Consider the following 16,498-nt stretch of genomic DNA (forward strand, 5'->3'; position numbering starts at 1 on the left):
TGTGTTTTTTTATAGCCTTGCGAGTGCTTCTTTTTTTTACTTCACCCAGCTTCCGTTCATCCAGCTGCATTCTTTCCTGATGTCCTCGAAAGAGCTGTAGCTCAGGTTGGCGTCCACCTTGTTGCTTGTCACGGCGATGAAGTCGGCATGGGTGTAGATGCCTTCTTTGCTGCTCAGCTCGGAGGTGAGGGTGATGTTGGTCAGCTTGGAGGTGCCGTTCTTCAGGGCGTTTTCGGTAAGGGCGGTTTCCACGGTCAGGGGTTGGCCTTTGCCGCAGACCTTGGCGTTGTCTATTTCCACTTCCGTGCCGGCACGCAGACGGATGCCTTGCTTGCTGCCGCCGTTGCCGACGAGGATGAGGTTCTTCAATACGGGGTGGGCAACGGGAGTGGCGGCGTTGTTGCTGCCGTTGTTGTCGCACTCCATCAGGCAGTCGCAGTCGTAGCCCAGTGTGGATTCGGCTTCTTGGTAAGCCACGAGGTTGGTGCCTTTGCCGTTCCAGCCTTCGGTCCAGTCGAAGGAGTCGTCGCTACAGCTTACGGCTACGAGGTTGCTCACGTTTACCGAGCCGCCGAAGAACTCAAAGCCGTCGTCGGAACCTTTGTAGGCTTGGCAGTGGTCCACGATGGTACCGTTGCCTACGCTGTAGAAAGAGATACCGTTGGCTTCGTGCTCTTCATCGAAGGCAAAGCCGGTGTATTCCAGACGAATGTATTGCAGCGTGCCCGAGTTGTCGGCATCATCGTTGCCGCCGTAAACGGCACCGCCTATTTCAGAACTTCCCTTGCCGCCTTCGGCATTGGTGTGGGCGCGTCCGCAGATGTGGATGCCTCCCCATGCGCCCGGCTCTTCTTTTTCGCTGGTCATTACGATGGGTTTGTCCGGCGTGCCTACGGCGTTGATTTTACCGCCCTGCTTCACGAGGATGTAGTCTGCGATGTCATCGTAAACGGCGATAATCTTCACGCCTTCTTCTATGTGGAGCGTGCCACCTTCTTCTACGATGTATTCGCCGCTCAGCTTGTAGGTGTTTCCGGCAGCCAGGGTCACGTCGGAGGTGATGGTACCTTTCAGTATCGTACCGTTTTCGATTTCATTGCCGTTTCCGTTGCCGCCGTTGCCGTCATTGTCGTTGTTGTCGTCGCTGCTGCAAGCGGTGAGGATAGACATTCCGGCTACAAAGGCCAGAGAGTAGAATTTCCATTTCATTGTTTTCATAATTCAATTGTTTTAGTTGTTATATCCAATTTATCTGTCTGTCATTCAGATTGATTCTCTTAAATCTGCTTGTTTGTCAAAGAGTGTTCTCCGTTCCCTTCAGGGGGAGGGCGGGGGCTTTATAGGTTGTAGCTTATTCCCACCTCGAAGTTCGTTCCCTTGCGGTAGCGTTCCACTTCCATCTCCTGCCCCGTGGTGGGCACATCTTGCTTGAAGATGACATCGCGGTTCAGCAGGTCGTTCACTTGCAGCTTCAGGCTGAAGTGCTTGTTCAGGCTATATCCGGCGCTGAAGTTCAACGTGTGCAGCGTCTGTTGCCTGACATCGCCCAGACCCGACACGCCTACCGCATGGATGCGGCTGCCTTGCAGGTTGTAGAGCAGGGCGAGGTTGAGTTGCCTGTCTTCACCGAAGCGCGGCGAGTAGGTGAGGTCGGCATTGGCAAGTATGGGCGATGCGCCTTGCAGCGAACGTTCCTTGTTGGTGTAGGCACCGCTTTGGGGCAGCTTCACGTTGGTGTACATGTAACTGATGTTGGCACCTAGGCGCAGGTCTTTGACGAGCCGTTTGCGCATCTCCAGCTCCACGCCGGCAGCCATGCCGTTGTCGGCATTCTTGAAGCTGTGCAGCGTGGCGCCGCCTTGCAGGTCTTGGATGCGTTCGATAGGGCTGTCGAGGTATTTGAAGTAGCCGGTCACGGAGAGCATGTCGCCGTCCTTGCCGAAGCGTTCGTAACGTAGGTCGAAGTTGTAGTTGTAACCGTTCTGCAACTCTTCGTTACCGCGGATTTGTGCCGAACCGTAGGACTCTTGGTAGAGGAAGGGTGCCATCTCGATGAACGAGGGACGGGTGACGGTGCGCGAGGCAGAGAAGCGGATGCTGTTGGCGGGGTTCACCGCATATTTCAGGTTCAGGGCGGGGAAGAGGTCGTTCTTGTCTAAATTGCGCCGACGGGAGTACCAGTCGCCGCCGTCGCTGGCGTAGCGCACCCATTGCTTGCTCATTTCGTAGCGCAGGCCGAGGTTCACCAGGAGGGCTTCGGTGGGATAGAAGTCGGTCAGCAGGTAGGCGGAGTAGATTTCGTTTCCGGCGCGGTAGCTGTCTTTGGGCTGCATCACACGCTGTACCATGATTTGTCCGTCGGCAATGTTCTGCTGGTTGAGGAAGCCGTCGGTGTTGTAGATGTCGGTGATGACGGGGTCCAGCTTGTTCAGGTTGTAGTAGAAGCGGGTAGCGCTGTAGTCGCGGTTCTTGTCCTTGTAGTTGAAGCCGAGCTTGAGGTGGCTGGTGTCGTTCCACTTCCAGCGCATGGCGAGGTTGGCGTTCCACTCTTCTTCGTCCAGGCTGCCGAAGTAGCGCATGGTCTCTTGGCGGTTCAGCTTGAAGAGCCTGAGGCTGCCGTCGTTGTCCTTGACGTACATCACTTGGCGGCGGTCGGGTTCTTCGCTACCGGTCTTGCTGTACGAGCCTCCCCAGGTCAGTTGCCACCTGTCGCTCTCGCCGAAGTTATGGATTCCGTTCAGTTGATGGTTTTGCAGGGTGTATATGTGCATGATGTTGTTGCTGCCGGTCAGCTCGTGTCCTTCGGCATCAGTACCTTCGCGGCGCTGGTAGGTGTCGATGGCGTTGCGGGCGTAGAAGAAAGTGTAGCCTATGCGGTCGCTCCGGCGCAGGGTGTAGCCCAGGTAGCCGAGGGCGGCGAGCTTCAGTTCCTGCGCAAAGCTGTCGTAGGAGAAGTCGTCCTGCACGGTGCCGGTGGCCTCGAGTGTCTTGTAGAAGGCATCTTCCATGTTTTGGTAGCCGTTGCTGGCGCTGAAGGAGGCGAGCAGGCTGAGTGTCTGGTTGCCTATACCGAAGTTCTTGCCGAAGCCGAGGTTCCCGCCCAGTTCGGGTAACGAACTCTTCTTGCCGGCGCTGAAGGAGGTATCGAAGATATTGCGGGTCTTCACGTATTTGTCAAACTCCATCAGGGGCATGCCGAGGGCGGCTGCGTCCACTCTGGGTGTCTTCAGGAGCGAGCCGCTGCGGTCCATCTGATAGCGGTCTTTGCCTAAGGTGTTGAACTTCCCGCCCGTGTTGAGGCTCAGTTGGAAGAAATCTTGCGGTATGTTTTCTTTGGTGCTGATGTTGATGTGCGCACCGCTGTAGTCGGCAAAGGCGGCTGCGTCATACACCTTGCTGACGGTGATGTTCTGTACGGTGGACGAGGGGAACAGGTCGAGCGGCACCAGCTTGTTGTCCGGGTTGGGCGAGGCGATGGGCAGTCCGTTCAGCGTGGTGGTGCTGTAGCGGTCGCCCAGTCCGCGGACGATAAGTTGTCCGGCGCTGGCGATGGAGATGCCCGTTATTTTCTTTACTCCTTCTTCCACATTGCCGATGCCTTTGAGGGACATCTCTTTGGAACCGAGGTTCTCGATGGCGAGGGTCGCTTTTTGCCGTTCCATCTGCAAGGCGCGTTCGCCCTCAAGGTTCTTCTTGGCGGTGACCTGCACTTCGCCCAAGGTTTGCGTGTCCGGCTCCATGTCGAAGTTCAGCACGGTTTCACCCTTTATCTCTACGGCATTTATCGTCATGTCTTTGTAGCCGATGTAACGGACGGTGAGGGTATAGGTTCCGTTTTTCAGCTCCAGTGTATAGTTACCATCCAAATCGGCGACGGCGCCTTGTGCCGTTCCGCTCACTTGCACGGTGGCTCCCGTCAGCGGTTCTTTGGTTTGTCGGTCGGTGATTGTCCCTTTGATGGTTCCCGCCGTGGCAGCCATGACGGAAAGTGTGAGGAATAAAATAAGGAAGAAAATCTTTCCCAAGTCTAATTTCATGCTCATCTCTTTTCTTTGTACGTTTTTTAATCCGCTGCAAAGATGAGGCAATGACATTACACCGGTGATACATGGAACATACGTTTCATTTTCAAATCTATTACGATTTGGTTACCGCACATTCTTCCGGATTGTTTGTTATCCTTATATATAGGCTGCTTGGGACGAAAAAGGTTTCTAATGGTTGCTTATTAGAGTTTTATGGCTATTTTTGTATCTCAAACCAATATTGATAAATATATGGCTGTTCATCGTGACGATAGTGAACGTTTCCGGCGCCTTTCCATTCTTGGCCGGATAGGTTGGTGGGAGGCTGATTTTTCTTCAAGGCAGTATCTCTGCTCCGAATATGTCTGTAAGTTGTTAGGCTTGGAAGGGGAATACCTGAGCTTTGAGGATTTCGGTAAAATGATACGCGAAGACTATCGGACGCGTATCAGCCGGGAGTTCCTTGCCATTCAGAATATGGAGGTCTATGAACAGACGTTTCCTATCTATTCTACTGAAGGAGTGGTCTGGGTCTACTCGCGCGTGGGGTATAAGGAGCATTTGCCGGATGGTACATTGAAGGCTTTCGGAGTGTTGCAGCGCGTAGAGATGCCGAAGGAGGAAGCTGCGAAGCAGGCTTTGCAAAGAGTGAACAATTTGCTTTATCGGCAGACCTCAATATCCCATTCCTTATTCCGTTTCCTGAAAGACGAGGATATCAGTGCGGGCATTTACGACATACTGAAAGATATTCTCGATTTCTTTCGCGGCGGGCGTGTCTATATATTCCAATACGATGAGAAGTGCCGGTACCAGAGCTGCACATACGAGGTGGTGGCTCCGGGAGTGGCTCCTGAGAAAGAAATGCTTCAGGGAGTCCAGGCTGACAGCTTGCCGTGGTGGACGTCACAGATTATGGCACAAAAGCCCGTTCTGCTGGAAACGCTGGGGCAACTGCCGGAGCACGCTTACGCCGAATATGAAATTCTGGCGAGACAGAATATAAAGTCCTTGATGGTAACTCCGCTGGTTGCCAATGACCAGGTGTGGGGATATATGGGCATTGATTTGGTGGACCGTACCCGAATGTGGACTAACGAGGATTACCAATGGTTTAGTTCGTTGGCAAATGTCATCAGCATTTGCATAGAGTTGCGCAAAACGAAGGATGAGGCTGTGCGTGAACGTACTTTCCTCAGCAATTTGTTCCGCTATATGCCTTTGGGGTATGTGCGGATGTCCATTGTCTGTGATGAAAAGGACAATCCCTACGGGTATTATGTGACAGATGCGAATTCTATCTTTGCCGATTTTCTGGGAAAACCCGCGTCGACGTTTATCGGCAAGACTGCCTCGTCTTTTTCAAGGGAGGCGGCCCCCAGACTGGAATATCTGCTTGATATAGTGAACACCGGGACACATAAGGAAATGGACATGTGTTTTGAGCTCACCAACAAGCACTGCCACGTGGTGATATACTCTCCGGAAAAGAATGAAGTGGTGGCGTTATTCCTCGATACGACAGACTCGGTACAGACTCATCTGGCTTTGGACCATAGCGAAAAACTGTTCAAGAATATCTTTGCCAATATACCGGCCGGGGTGGAAATCTATGACAAAGACGGATTCCTGGTAGACATCAACAATAAGGATATGGAGATATTCGGGGTCCGTGACAAACAGGATGTCATTGGAGTGAACTTATTCGAGAACCCGAATGTGTCCGCCCAATTGGCAGAACGTATACAGACCGAGGATATGGTCGACTTCCGCCTGAATTATGCTTTCGACCGGACTGAAGGGTATTACTCCACTTCCAAACAGCCGAAGGATGTGATACATCTTTATACGAAAGTGAGCAAGGTGTATGACAGTAAAGGTAACTTTACCGGCTATGCCATGATTAACATCGACAATACGGAACGGATTGATGCCATGAGCCGTATCTGTGATTTCGAGAATTTCTTCCTGCTTATATCGGATTATGCGAAGGTAGGTTATGCCAAGCTGAACCTGCTCGACCGGAAAGGCTATGCCATCAAGCAATGGTATAAGAATATGGGAGAGGACGAGAATACCCAATTGGCAGATGTCGTGGGAATATACAGCAAGATGTACCCCAGTGACCGCAGGAGGATGCTTGATTTCTTCAGTAAGGCCCGTGTGGGCGAAGCCAAACATTTCCAGGGAGAGATGCGCATTGAGCGTCCGGGCGAAAAGGGAAAATGGAACTGGGTACGTACCAATGTGGTTGTCAATCTGTTCGAACCGGAGAACGGACAAATAGAGCTGATAGGCGTCAACTATGACATTACGGAATTGAAGGAGACGGAGGCTATGCTGATTGAAGCCAAGGAGAAGGCAGAAACCGCCGACCGTCTGAAGAGTGCCTTCCTTGCCAATATGAGTCATGAGATACGTACGCCCCTGAATGCGATTGTCGGTTTCTCCAGTCTGATGGGAGAGACCGGGGACATGGAGGAAAAAAGGCAGTATATGGCGATTATCGAAGAAAACAATGACCTGCTGTTGCAGCTGATTTCCGACATACTGGATTTGTCCAAGATAGAGGCCGGGACATTTGACTTTGTGGAAAAAGAGCTGGACGTGAACGTACTATGTGAGGACATTGTGCGCTTCATGAAGATGAAGGCTAAACCGGGTGTGGAAGTTCTCTTCGACCATCATCTGCCGGAATGCCGGATTGTCAGTGACCGTAACCGTTTGAATCAGGTCATAGCCAACTTTGTCAACAATGCCATCAAGTTCACCACTGCGGGAAGTATACGTGTAGGATATGATAAGGTGGATGAAACTCATTTGCGTTTTTATGTGGCCGATACGGGCCTTGGCATTGAGCCGGAAATGCAGGCTCAGATATTCGACCGTTTTATAAAGCTGAATACGTTTGTGCATGGCACCGGCCTGGGGCTTTCTATCAGCAAGAGCATTATAGAGCAGTTGGGTGGCACAATCGGTGTGGACAGTGAACCGGGGAAAGGCTCATGCTTTTGGTTTGTGCTGCCGATTGTATAGTATGGAAATGTGCTAAAATACACACTCACCACAAATTATGCAGATTAACACAAGTCAAAGCTCTTGATTATCAGAACTTCTAAAGATGATTTGTGCCAATCTGTGTAATTTGTGGTAAGTGATGATACCCTCCGGTTATAATCCGAATGAGAACTTATCGATGGATTGATATACCACACTTGCAATACTCAGTACCACAATACCCAGCGTGCAAATGGCCAGGCTGGCACGTGTATAGTTGTCACTGCGGAATGCTGCAATCGGCTCGTCGCTCTTGTTGATGTACATTGCCTTTACAATCTTCAGATAGTAATAAAGCGAGATGATTGTATTGATAAGGGCAATGAATACCAGCAGATGGAAGCCGCCTTCGAAAGCTGCCGCAAAGATGAAGAACTTCGAGAAGAAGCCCGCAAACGGCGGGATGCCTGCCAGAGAGAACAAGGCTAAGGTCATCAGGAAAGCGAGCTTTGGATTGGTATTGTACAGCCCGTTGTAGTCGTCGAGCGTGAATTTATGGGCACGCAGGGCTACAATCGTGATGACTGTAAATACGCTGAGGTTGGCAAACATGTAAATCAATACATAAAAGACCAATGAAGTCATACCTTGTGAAGTGCCGCTGATAATACCCAGCATGATATAACCTGCCTGCGAGATACTGGAAAAAGCCATCAATCGTTTCAAGTTCTGCTGACGCAAGGCGAAGAGATTGGCAAGCGTGATAGAGGCGATGATGATCCAGTAGAGCACTTCTTGCCATTGAGCTACCATCGGGGCGAATACCTTGATGAGGATAGTCATCAGCACGAAAGCGGCAGAGCCTTTGGAGATAACGCTTAAATAAGCGGTTACCGTACTTGGAGCGCCTTCGTAAACGTCTGCTGTCCAAAGATGGAAAGGCACCAGTGATATTTTGAATCCCATGCCGGAGAAGAAGAATACGAATGCCATAATCTGCAACGGGTCGCCGGTGAGGCGTGCCGGTATGTCGGCAAAGTAGAGAGTGCCTACCGTACCGTAAATCAAAGATAATCCGTATAGCAGCAATCCGCTGGAGAACAGTGCCGTGAGAATATATTTGGCACCTGCCTCGGCAGAGTGGTGGCGGTATTTGTCGAAGGCAACCAGCGCTGCCATTGGGATGCTTGCCGTCTCCAGTCCGATGAAGAACATCAGGAAGTGTCCGGCAGAAATCATGAAGTACATACCCAGCAGGGTGGAAAGTGTCAGAATGTAGAACTCACCTTGTTTGATGGCAGTGTCTGGACGGCGCATCCATTCGTGCGCCATCAGGAATACAATCAGTGTACCTATACTGAGGATGGATTTCACGATGCTCTGTATCGGCTGATTGTGATACATGCCGCCGAAAGCATCTGCCACAGGACCGGGAACGATGGTGATAAGTGTGTGTATGGTCAGCAGAGCAACGGGCAGCATTGTGTTCAGCACCGGTTTGCCGTCATTCTTGTGTGCATCCGGACTCATGAAGAGGTCGGCGACAAAAAGGATGACGATGACCAATATCAGCGAAAGCTCTTCTTTGAGCAGGAGGAATTGGGAATAATCCATATCTATTTACGATTTTACGATTTACGATTTACGATTGAAATTACTCTTGGGATTTACGATTTTACGATTTACGATTGAGGTTACTCTTGGGATTTACAAGTCATTTATCAATCGTAAATCGTCAAATCGTAAATAAATCAGTTATTGGCAGCACGCTGTCTCCAATCATGCCGCTAATCCACCATGGTGCCATACCGAGGGCGGCAACGCATGCGATGAGGATGATGACCGCTGTACGTTCGTCCCAGGTTGCATCGCTCAAGGTGAGGTGATGCTTGTTAGTGCAGGTGCCATAGAGAATCTTTCCTACCAGTCGCAGGATATAGACTGCCGTAATCACGATGGAGCTGCATGCAATGACCGTCCACACGCGGTGGAACGTATCGGGATGCTGGAACGAACCGGTGAAGATGGTCATTTCGGCAATGAAACCGCTGAGTCCGGGCAGTCCCAGATTGGCAAGACCGGCGATTACATAGCAGACAGCCAGAAAAGGCATAATCTTCATCAGACCGGAGAGTTCGCGGACGTCACGCGTATGGGTACGTCCGTATATCATACCGATAAGGGCGAAGAACAAGGCTGTCATCAGTCCGTGAGAGAGCATCTGCAGAACGGCACCCGTGCAAGCTGTCTGGTTCATCATCAGGATGGCGAACAACACCAGGCCGCAATGGCTGACGGAAGAGTAGGCATTGATATACTTCAAGTCGGTTTGTACACAAGCGGAGAATGCACCGTATACCACGGAGATTCCGGTAAGAATCAGGAATATCCATCCCAGTTCTTGTGCAGCTTCGGGCATCAGGTACATGGCTATGCGGAAACATCCGTAACCTCCCAGTTTCATCAATACACCGGCATGGAGCATGGATACGGCAGTCGGTGCGGAGGCGTGACCGTCGGGGCTCCATGTGTGGAACGGGAACAGAGCGCCCAGCACACCGAAACCGAGGAAGGTGAGCGGGAACCAGATACGTTGCTGTTCGATGGGAATATTGTGCATCTGTGCTATTTCCAATAGGTTCATAGAGGTGGCTCCGGCACCGTAGTAGATACCCAGGATACCGATAAGCAGGAAGGCGGAGCCGCCCATCAGCATCAGTGTCAGCTTCATGGCGGAGTACTCCTTGCGTCCCGACCCCCATACACCGATAAGCAGATACATGGGAATGAGGGCAACCTCGTAGAACATGAACATGGTGAACAGGTCTATCGAGATGAAGAACCCGAACACACCGATGGAGAGGAAGGTGAACCAAAGGAAATATTCTTTAGTCAGCGGTTGCAGCCTCCAGGAGGCGAATGTTCCGGTAAAGACAATGATGGCCGAAAGCAGCAGCATGGCTACCGAAATACCGTCTACTCCTACCGAATAGTGGATGTTGAGTGCAGGATACCAGACCATGTCGGCACGGAACAGCATTTCATCCGTGGCACCAGCGTGGCGTGCATTGAGGTACATCACGGTCAATGCTGCAGAAAGAACCAGCAGAGCCGATGCACCGGTCACCATCACCGCGCGTATTTGTGCGATGTTGCGGCTGAGCCAAAGACCCAGCAACATCAGCAAGGGGATGAGTACGAATAATGATAAAAAGTTCATCTTTATATTTACGATTTAACGATTTACGATTTACGATTGAAAAATCTCGGGTTATAGCAATAGTAGCAGTATCAGTGCCAGCGTGCCCAGCAGGAATACAAATGTATATTGCTGGATGCGTCCGCTTTGCAGGCCGCGTATCTCTTCACTGGTAGCTTCAGCCCCCCAGGCAAGGAAGTTGAAGAAACCGTCGACCACGTGGCGGTCCCACCATGCAATGGGGTGGCAGATGCAGCCGAAGATGATGCGGTGGGTGATGAACTGGTAGACCTCGTCCAGATAGAAGCGGTGGTAAGCTGCTGTCCACAAGCCTTTGAAACGGTGTGCCAATGTATCGGCAACGGGTTGCCGGCTACCTGCATAGATGTAGGTGGCAATGGCTATGGAAACCACCGCTACGGCGATACTTGTACCTGCCACACTCCAATCCAGATGGATGTTATATGCTTCACCGTTGGAACTGATGAAGTGTCCGAAAGGAATGAAACCGGCAACTATCGTAACAACAGCCAGGAGCATCAGGGGCAGGGTCATCGCCAGTGGACTCTCGTGGGGGTGAGGCACGTGGCTGTCGCCCCCATCACTTGCCGACTTTTGTCCCGGCTCTGAGCCGGCCCAAAAGATACCATAATAAAGACGGAACATATAGAATGCTGTCATACCTGCAATCACTGTCATAATCCATCCCATAGTGGGGCTGAACAGGAAGCATGCCGTCAGGATTTCATCTTTGGAGAAGAATCCGGAGAACGGCGGGATACCTGCAATGGCGAGACATGCGATGAGGAACGTGATATGCGTAATGGGCATATACTTCCGCAGTCCACCCATGGCAGACATCTCGTTACTGTGTACGGCATGGATGATGCTACCCGCTCCGAGGAACAGCAATGCCTTGAACATGGCATGTGTGAACAAGTGGAACATGCCTGCCATGTAGCCCAGTCCCCCTTCGTGCGGGTCGGTTGATGTACATACACCCAGCGCCACCATCATGAAACCGATTTGGGAGATGGTGGAGAATGCCAGTACACGTTTGATATCACTCTGCACACATGCCACACTGGCGGCATAGAATGCCGTGAAAGCTCCTACGTATGCCACGATGTGCAGCACGCTGGGAGCATACTCTATGAACAACGGGAACATGCGTGCCACCAGATAGACCCCTGCAACCACCATCGTGGCGGCATGAATCAGTGCACTGACTGGCGTAGGACCTTCCATGGCATCGGGCAGCCAGATGTGCAACGGGAACATGGCACTCTTTCCGGCGCCACCGATGAACATCAGTCCCAAGGCAAGCGGAATCATGGCCGCACCGCCCTTTGCCAGCGCCATCTCATTGGGGCTGAAGGTGTATGTGCCGGCATAATATCCATAGACAAGGATACCTATAAGGAAACCTAGGTCAGCAAAACGGGTAACGATAAATGCTTTCTTCGAAGCAGCAATAGCTGCGGGTTTCGTATAGTAGAAACCAATCAGCAGATAGGAGGACACGCCCACCAACTCCCAGAACAGATACATCTGGAAGATATTCGTTGCTACTACCAGTCCGAGCATGGACATGGTGAAGAGCGACAGGAAGGCGTAGTAACGCTGGAAACCGCGTTCGCCCTTCATGTAGCCGAAAGAGTATATGTGTACCAGCAGCGAAACGGTACTGATGACCACGAGCATCATAACCGAAATCGGGTCGAGTAGGATACCCATGTCGATACTGAGGCTTTCTGTGAAAGGCAGCCATTTGAAGTTATAGGGCATCAGCGCCTCGTACGTACCATCGGCAAGGCGGGGAGCGCTGAAGTACATTCCTGCGGTGAGATAGGAAAGCACTGCGACCACACTCAGTGCCGCAGTTCCGATAAGGCCGGCAGTGCGGTGTGACATCCATTTACCTCCAAGTCCCAGAGCGAGGAAAGAGAGGAAAGGGAGTAGAAGGATTAATATTGTATATTCCATATATACTATGTTTATCAATTATTACTATTCAAGAAACATCGCTTGGCGATTCTTGCTCTTACCACTTCATCTCATCCAGTTTGTTCACCTGGATGCTGCGGATGTTGCGGTAGATGTTAATCATGATGGCAATGGCTACAGCCGTTTCGGCCGCCGAGATGGCGATGGAGAATAAAGAGAAGAAATATCCTTCCAGTCCTCCGGGGAATAGGAAACGGTTGAATACAGCAAAGTTGATGTCCGTGGCATTCAGTATCAGCTCGATGCTGATAAGTATCGCCAGCGTGTTGCGGCGGGTGAAGAACCCGTAGATGCCTGCGAAGAACATGATAGCCGAAACTATCAGATAATATTCCATGTGTATCATAATTCTTATCTTTTACGTGCTATTAATAATCCACCTACGATACATGCCAATAACAAGATGCTGACAGCTTCGAAGGGAAGCAGATAACCATACTTGTCACCGCTCAGCATGTGGTGACCGATGGTCTTGATGTTGACTTCCAAAGGCTCCACGTCGGTGGTGGCAATGAACTTATGCTTCAAAGTGATGAATACTACGATGATGGCACCGCCCACGGTGGCACCCAGTCCGGCAAGGAACCTGCTACGCTTTAACTTCTCGATGACATCGCCTTCGCCACTGGTAAGCAGTATGGAGAAGACGTAAAGCACTACGATACCGCCGGCATAGACCATAATCTGCACGGAACCGAGGAAGGTGTAACCCAGCAGAAAGTAGATGCCTGCCGTACCGAAAAGCACGAACAGCAGGTAGGTGGCCGAGCGCACCATGCGGTGGGTCGTTACCGTCAAGATGGAAAATACGGTGATAAAGGCCGCAAGGAAGTAGAATACTACTGTTTCAAGAGTTATTTCCATGTTGTTTAATTACAAGTTACTATTAACGAATTACTTTGTTGTCTCTTCTTTGGGAGTAGCGGGTTTCTTTTTTTCTTCTACATGGCTGCCTGGACGGTTCAGCGTCATGACCAGTTTCGTGCGGTCGAACACTGCATGCTCAAAATCCTGGTCGAACGTGATGGCATCGTGAGGGCAGGCATTCACACAGAGTTGGCAGAACATGCACGAACCGAGGTCGTATTCGTACTTAACCAATATCTTCTTTTTCTTACCGTCTTCCGTTTCAACCATCTCGCCGGTCACCTTGATGGTGTCGTTGGGACAAGCCATCTGGCACAAACCGCAAGCTACACACCGATGTTCATTTTTATCATTATGGGGCATGGTCAGCGTGCCACGGAAACGGTCGGAGAGTTTCAATGTCGAGCGGTTTTCCGGATATTGTTCGGTAGTCTTTCGTCGGCAGAATACGGTCATGGTTGTCTTCATACCTGTCAGCAGAGAAGTGACGCCGTGTATGAGTCCGCCGATATAAGAGTTCTTTTCTTTCATTACTTTTGCCTTTATTAAAATTATCCGCAAGGAAATCTTGCTCCGGCGCTACGCCGGTTAGAAATGCAATTTAAATACTACAATTAATACCATCAAAATCAAGTTCACCATAGAGATGGGTACCAGGTACTTCCACTCCAGATTCAGAATCTGGTCAATACGCAGGCGGGGGAAGGTCCACTTTATCCACATCAGCAGGAAGACTACGAAGAAGGCCTTTCCGAAGAACCATACAAATCCCGGAATGTAATCCATCACTGCGTTGAAGCCGTCCAGGCCTACGATGTGTAGCGGCATCCAGCCTCCCAGGAAGATGGTGGCTGCCACGGAGGCTACGATAAACAGATTCAAATATTCTGCCAGATAGAAGAATCCGAAGCCCATACCGCTGTATTCCGTATGGTATCCGGCAGTCAACTCGCTTTCGGCTTCGGGCAAGTCGAAGGGACCGCGGTTGGTTTCCGCATTTCCGGCAATGAGGTAGATGATGAAGGCTATCAATGCAGGGATATGTCCCTTGAAGATGAACCAGCCGTCAGCTTGTCCTTCTACTATTTCGGAGAACTGCATGGTTCCCATCAACACTACCATTGTCAGTATGCTCAATCCGCAGGACAACTCGTAGCTGATAATCTGCGCACCGCTTCGCATGGCTCCAATCAGCGAGAATTTATTGTTGGAACTCCAGCCTGCCAGCAGGATACCCACTACGCCGATACTCGATGCAGCCAGCAGGAAGAACACTCCTACATTGAAGTCCAATACCTCCAATCCCTTGTTGATGGGCAGGCAGGCAAATGTCAGGAAAGAAGCGATGATTACCATGAACGGTGCCAGATTGTAGAGGAACCGGTCAGAGAATTTCAAATCAATGATTTCCTTTGTCAACATCTTGATGACGTCGCAGGGCACTTGGAGCAATCCCCATTTCCCCACGCGCATCGGACCGAGGCGGCATTGGAAGAAGGCGCATATTTTACGCTCCATGTAAATCAGGATGATGGCAAGCACGGCATACATCAAGATGATGCATACGCCAATCACCACGCATTCGAGGAATATTGCCAGACCTTCCGGCATCAGGGAAGTCAGCATCTGGTGTATCCAGTTGGTTATTATACTAAAGTCAAACACGTTGTTCATTTACTATTTACTATTTACAATGTACAATTTACGAGGCGCTTTTTGATTTACAATGTACAATTTACAATTTGGCTGCGCTGTAATTCCGCATGGTAAATTGTAAATTGTCAAATCGTAAATCCTTTTATCTGTCAATATCTGGTACTACATAATCCAATGTTCCGCCAATGGCAATAAGGTCGGCGATTTTAGCTCCGCGGCAAATCGTATTTACGGTCGATACCAATGGCAAGCCCGTACTGCGGAAATGCAGGCGGTAAGGCATCTTGTCGCCATGGCTTTCGAGGAAGACGCCGAACTCACCGCGGCTACCTTCTACGGCTGCATAATAAGTGCCTTCCGGTACGCGGATAATAGGTTTCATCTTTTCCTGGTAGGCTCCTTCCGGGATGTTGTCTATCAGTTGCTCGATAATCTTCAGGCTCTCCAGAATTTCATCCATACGGATAAGGTAGCGTGCCCATGAATCGCCTTCGGTGCGGATGATTTCTTTAAAGTCCACCTTGTCATATACGGCATATGGCATACGCTTACGCACGTCGCAGGCCCATCCGCTGGCGCGTCCGGTGCCTCCGGTAGCTCCAAAGGCGATGGCATCTTCCCGTGAGAGTATACCCACACCTTTCAGACGTTGCTGGGCAATGATGTTCCCGGTGAATACGTCGTGATATTCGTGTAGGATACCGCGGAGGTAGGGGATAAACTCCTTCACTTTCTTTACGAAGCCGGGAGCAATGTCTGCCTGCACGCCACCGATGGTGTTGTAGTTCATGATGAGGCGTCCGCCGCAAGTTTCCTCAAAGATGTCGAGTATCTTTTCGCGGTCGCGGAAACCGTAGAAGAAGGCCGTTAATGCACCCAGGTCCATAGCAAGACAAGAATAGAACAGCAGGTGAGAGTCTATTCGCTGCAACTCGTCCATGATGGTACGTATGTACTGCACGCGTTCGCTTACTTCCACGCCCATTGCCTTTTCGATACACATGCACAAGGCATGGCGGTTCTGGTGTGCGCCCAGGTAGTCCAGACGGTCGGTCAGAGCCAAGGTCTGCGGATAGGTCAGGCTTTCGCACATCTTCTCGATACCCCGGTGGATGTAGCCGCAGTTGGCATCAATCTTGTCGATGATTTCACCCTCCAATGATACACGGAAGCGCATTACGCCGTGGGTGGCCGGATGTTGGGGACCGATGTTCACCACATATTCCTCATCACCGAAAAGTTGCATCTCCTTATTTTTGATGCTACCGTCGGGATTCAGCTCCAATTCCATGGTAGTGTCCACCGTTTCTTCGTTGTCCATACGCAACGGATTATCTTTTTCCGGCTCATTGTCTTTACGCATGGGATAGCCTACCCAGTCATTGCGCAGATAGAGTCGGCGCATATCCGGATGACCGATGAAAACGATGCCGTAAAAGTCGTAGACTTCGCGCTCGTTGAAATCCGCAGCTTTCCAGATATCGCTGACGGAAGGAAGTTCGGGATGTTCCCGGTTTAGAGTGGCGGTGCGTACCGCTATCCGTTCGCCGGTAACAGTAGATCCCAACAGATAGACTACGCCGAGTCCGCGGGGGGTGTCCGGTGCGTCTTTCTCGTCGGGTATTCCCCAATCCATACCGCTGAGGCATTCCAGGAAGTCCATTTGTTTCTCTTTCCGCAGACGCAGCATTTCGTCGTGCAGGACTGAGGGCTCTATGTATTTTATTTCCATATTTTTAAGTACTGA

11 protein-coding genes are annotated in these 16,498 nt (G+C 50.8%); 1 reads left to right on the forward strand and 10 read right to left on the reverse strand.

The window, feature by feature from the left end:
• Positions 1 to 36 precede the first annotated feature (36 nt).
• Together DXD78_RS01125 and DXD78_RS01130 are read right to left on the reverse strand one after the other, a co-directional pair.
• Positions 37 to 1,218 (reverse strand): hypothetical protein, encoded by a 1,182-nt coding sequence (locus DXD78_RS01125; RefSeq protein WP_009037161.1) that lies wholly within the window; start codon positions 1,216 to 1,218, stop codon positions 37 to 39.
• Positions 1,219 to 1,337: 119 nt separating this feature from the next.
• Entirely contained in the window at positions 1,338 to 4,043 is a 2,706-nt protein-coding gene (locus DXD78_RS01130) for a TonB-dependent receptor (RefSeq protein ID WP_009037160.1), read from the reverse strand.
• Between the two features lie 234 nt (positions 4,044 to 4,277).
• Between DXD78_RS01130 and DXD78_RS01135 the strand changes: the two genes are divergently transcribed.
• On the forward strand, positions 4,278 to 7,061 hold the full coding sequence (locus DXD78_RS01135) for an ATP-binding protein (RefSeq protein ID WP_022402329.1): 2,784 nt from the start codon (positions 4,278 to 4,280) through the stop codon (positions 7,059 to 7,061).
• A gap of 135 nt (positions 7,062 to 7,196) precedes the next feature.
• Here the strand turns inward: DXD78_RS01135 and DXD78_RS01140 are convergent, their stop codons facing one another.
• From DXD78_RS01140 to DXD78_RS01175, 8 genes are all read right to left on the reverse strand, one after another.
• Entirely contained in the window at positions 7,197 to 8,636 is a 1,440-nt protein-coding gene (locus tag DXD78_RS01140; RefSeq protein ID WP_005823978.1) for an NADH-quinone oxidoreductase subunit N, read from the reverse strand.
• A gap of 121 nt (positions 8,637 to 8,757) precedes the next feature.
• The gene (locus DXD78_RS01145) at positions 8,758 to 10,242 is read right to left on the reverse strand and encodes a NuoM family protein (RefSeq protein ID WP_005823976.1); all 1,485 of its coding nucleotides are present in this window, start codon (positions 10,240 to 10,242) and stop codon (positions 8,758 to 8,760) included.
• Positions 10,243 to 10,293: 51 nt separating this feature from the next.
• The gene (nuoL, locus tag DXD78_RS01150) at positions 10,294 to 12,207 is read right to left on the reverse strand and encodes an NADH-quinone oxidoreductase subunit L (protein WP_009037158.1); all 1,914 of its coding nucleotides are present in this window, start codon (positions 12,205 to 12,207) and stop codon (positions 10,294 to 10,296) included.
• A 58-nt stretch (positions 12,208 to 12,265) separates the two neighbouring features.
• A complete protein-coding gene (gene nuoK / locus DXD78_RS01155; protein WP_005823972.1) occupies positions 12,266 to 12,574 on the reverse strand; it encodes an NADH-quinone oxidoreductase subunit NuoK in 309 nt (102 codons plus the stop codon).
• Between the two features lie 5 nt (positions 12,575 to 12,579).
• Entirely contained in the window at positions 12,580 to 13,092 is a 513-nt protein-coding gene (locus DXD78_RS01160) for an NADH-quinone oxidoreductase subunit J (RefSeq protein ID WP_005823970.1), read from the reverse strand.
• Positions 13,093 to 13,122: 30 nt separating this feature from the next.
• Entirely contained in the window at positions 13,123 to 13,626 is a 504-nt protein-coding gene (locus DXD78_RS01165; protein WP_009037157.1) for a 4Fe-4S binding protein, read from the reverse strand.
• A gap of 57 nt (positions 13,627 to 13,683) precedes the next feature.
• Complete coding sequence (nuoH, locus tag DXD78_RS01170) at positions 13,684 to 14,760, reverse strand: NADH-quinone oxidoreductase subunit NuoH (RefSeq protein ID WP_117652473.1); 1,077 nt, start codon at positions 14,758 to 14,760, stop codon at positions 13,684 to 13,686.
• A 133-nt stretch (positions 14,761 to 14,893) separates the two neighbouring features.
• Positions 14,894 to 16,483 carry an NADH-quinone oxidoreductase subunit D gene (locus DXD78_RS01175; protein WP_117652461.1) on the reverse strand — a complete coding sequence of 530 codons (1,590 nt, stop codon included), beginning with the start codon at positions 16,481 to 16,483 and terminating at the stop codon, positions 14,894 to 14,896.
• Positions 16,484 to 16,498: the final 15 nt, after the last annotated feature.

The sequence above is a fragment of the Bacteroides sp. D20 genome, assembly GCF_003436255.1.
GTDB classification, from domain to species: Bacteria; Bacteroidota; Bacteroidia; order Bacteroidales; family Bacteroidaceae; genus Bacteroides; species Bacteroides uniformis.

Coding starts and splice junctions, on each gene's coding strand:
- DXD78_RS01125 (WP_009037161.1), bottom strand. CDS start 1,218: ATGAAAACAATGAAATGGAAATTCTACTCTCTGGCCTTTGTAGCCGGA.
- DXD78_RS01130 (WP_009037160.1), bottom strand. CDS start 4,043: ATGAGCATGAAATTAGACTTGGGAAAGATTTTCTTCCTTATTTTATTC.
- DXD78_RS01135 (WP_022402329.1), top strand. CDS start 4,278: ATGGCTGTTCATCGTGACGATAGTGAACGTTTCCGGCGCCTTTCCATT.
- DXD78_RS01140 (WP_005823978.1), bottom strand. CDS start 8,636: ATGGATTATTCCCAATTCCTCCTGCTCAAAGAAGAGCTTTCGCTGATA.
- DXD78_RS01145 (WP_005823976.1), bottom strand. CDS start 10,242: ATGAACTTTTTATCATTATTCGTACTCATCCCCTTGCTGATGTTGCTG.
- nuoL (WP_009037158.1), bottom strand. CDS start 12,207: ATGGAATATACAATATTAATCCTTCTACTCCCTTTCCTCTCTTTCCTC.
- nuoK (WP_005823972.1), bottom strand. CDS start 12,574: ATGATACACATGGAATATTATCTGATAGTTTCGGCTATCATGTTCTTC.
- DXD78_RS01160 (WP_005823970.1), bottom strand. CDS start 13,092: ATGGAAATAACTCTTGAAACAGTAGTATTCTACTTCCTTGCGGCCTTT.
- DXD78_RS01165 (WP_009037157.1), bottom strand. CDS start 13,626: ATGAAAGAAAAGAACTCTTATATCGGCGGACTCATACACGGCGTCACT.
- DXD78_RS01175 (WP_117652461.1), bottom strand. CDS start 16,483: ATGGAAATAAAATACATAGAGCCCTCAGTCCTGCACGACGAAATGCTG.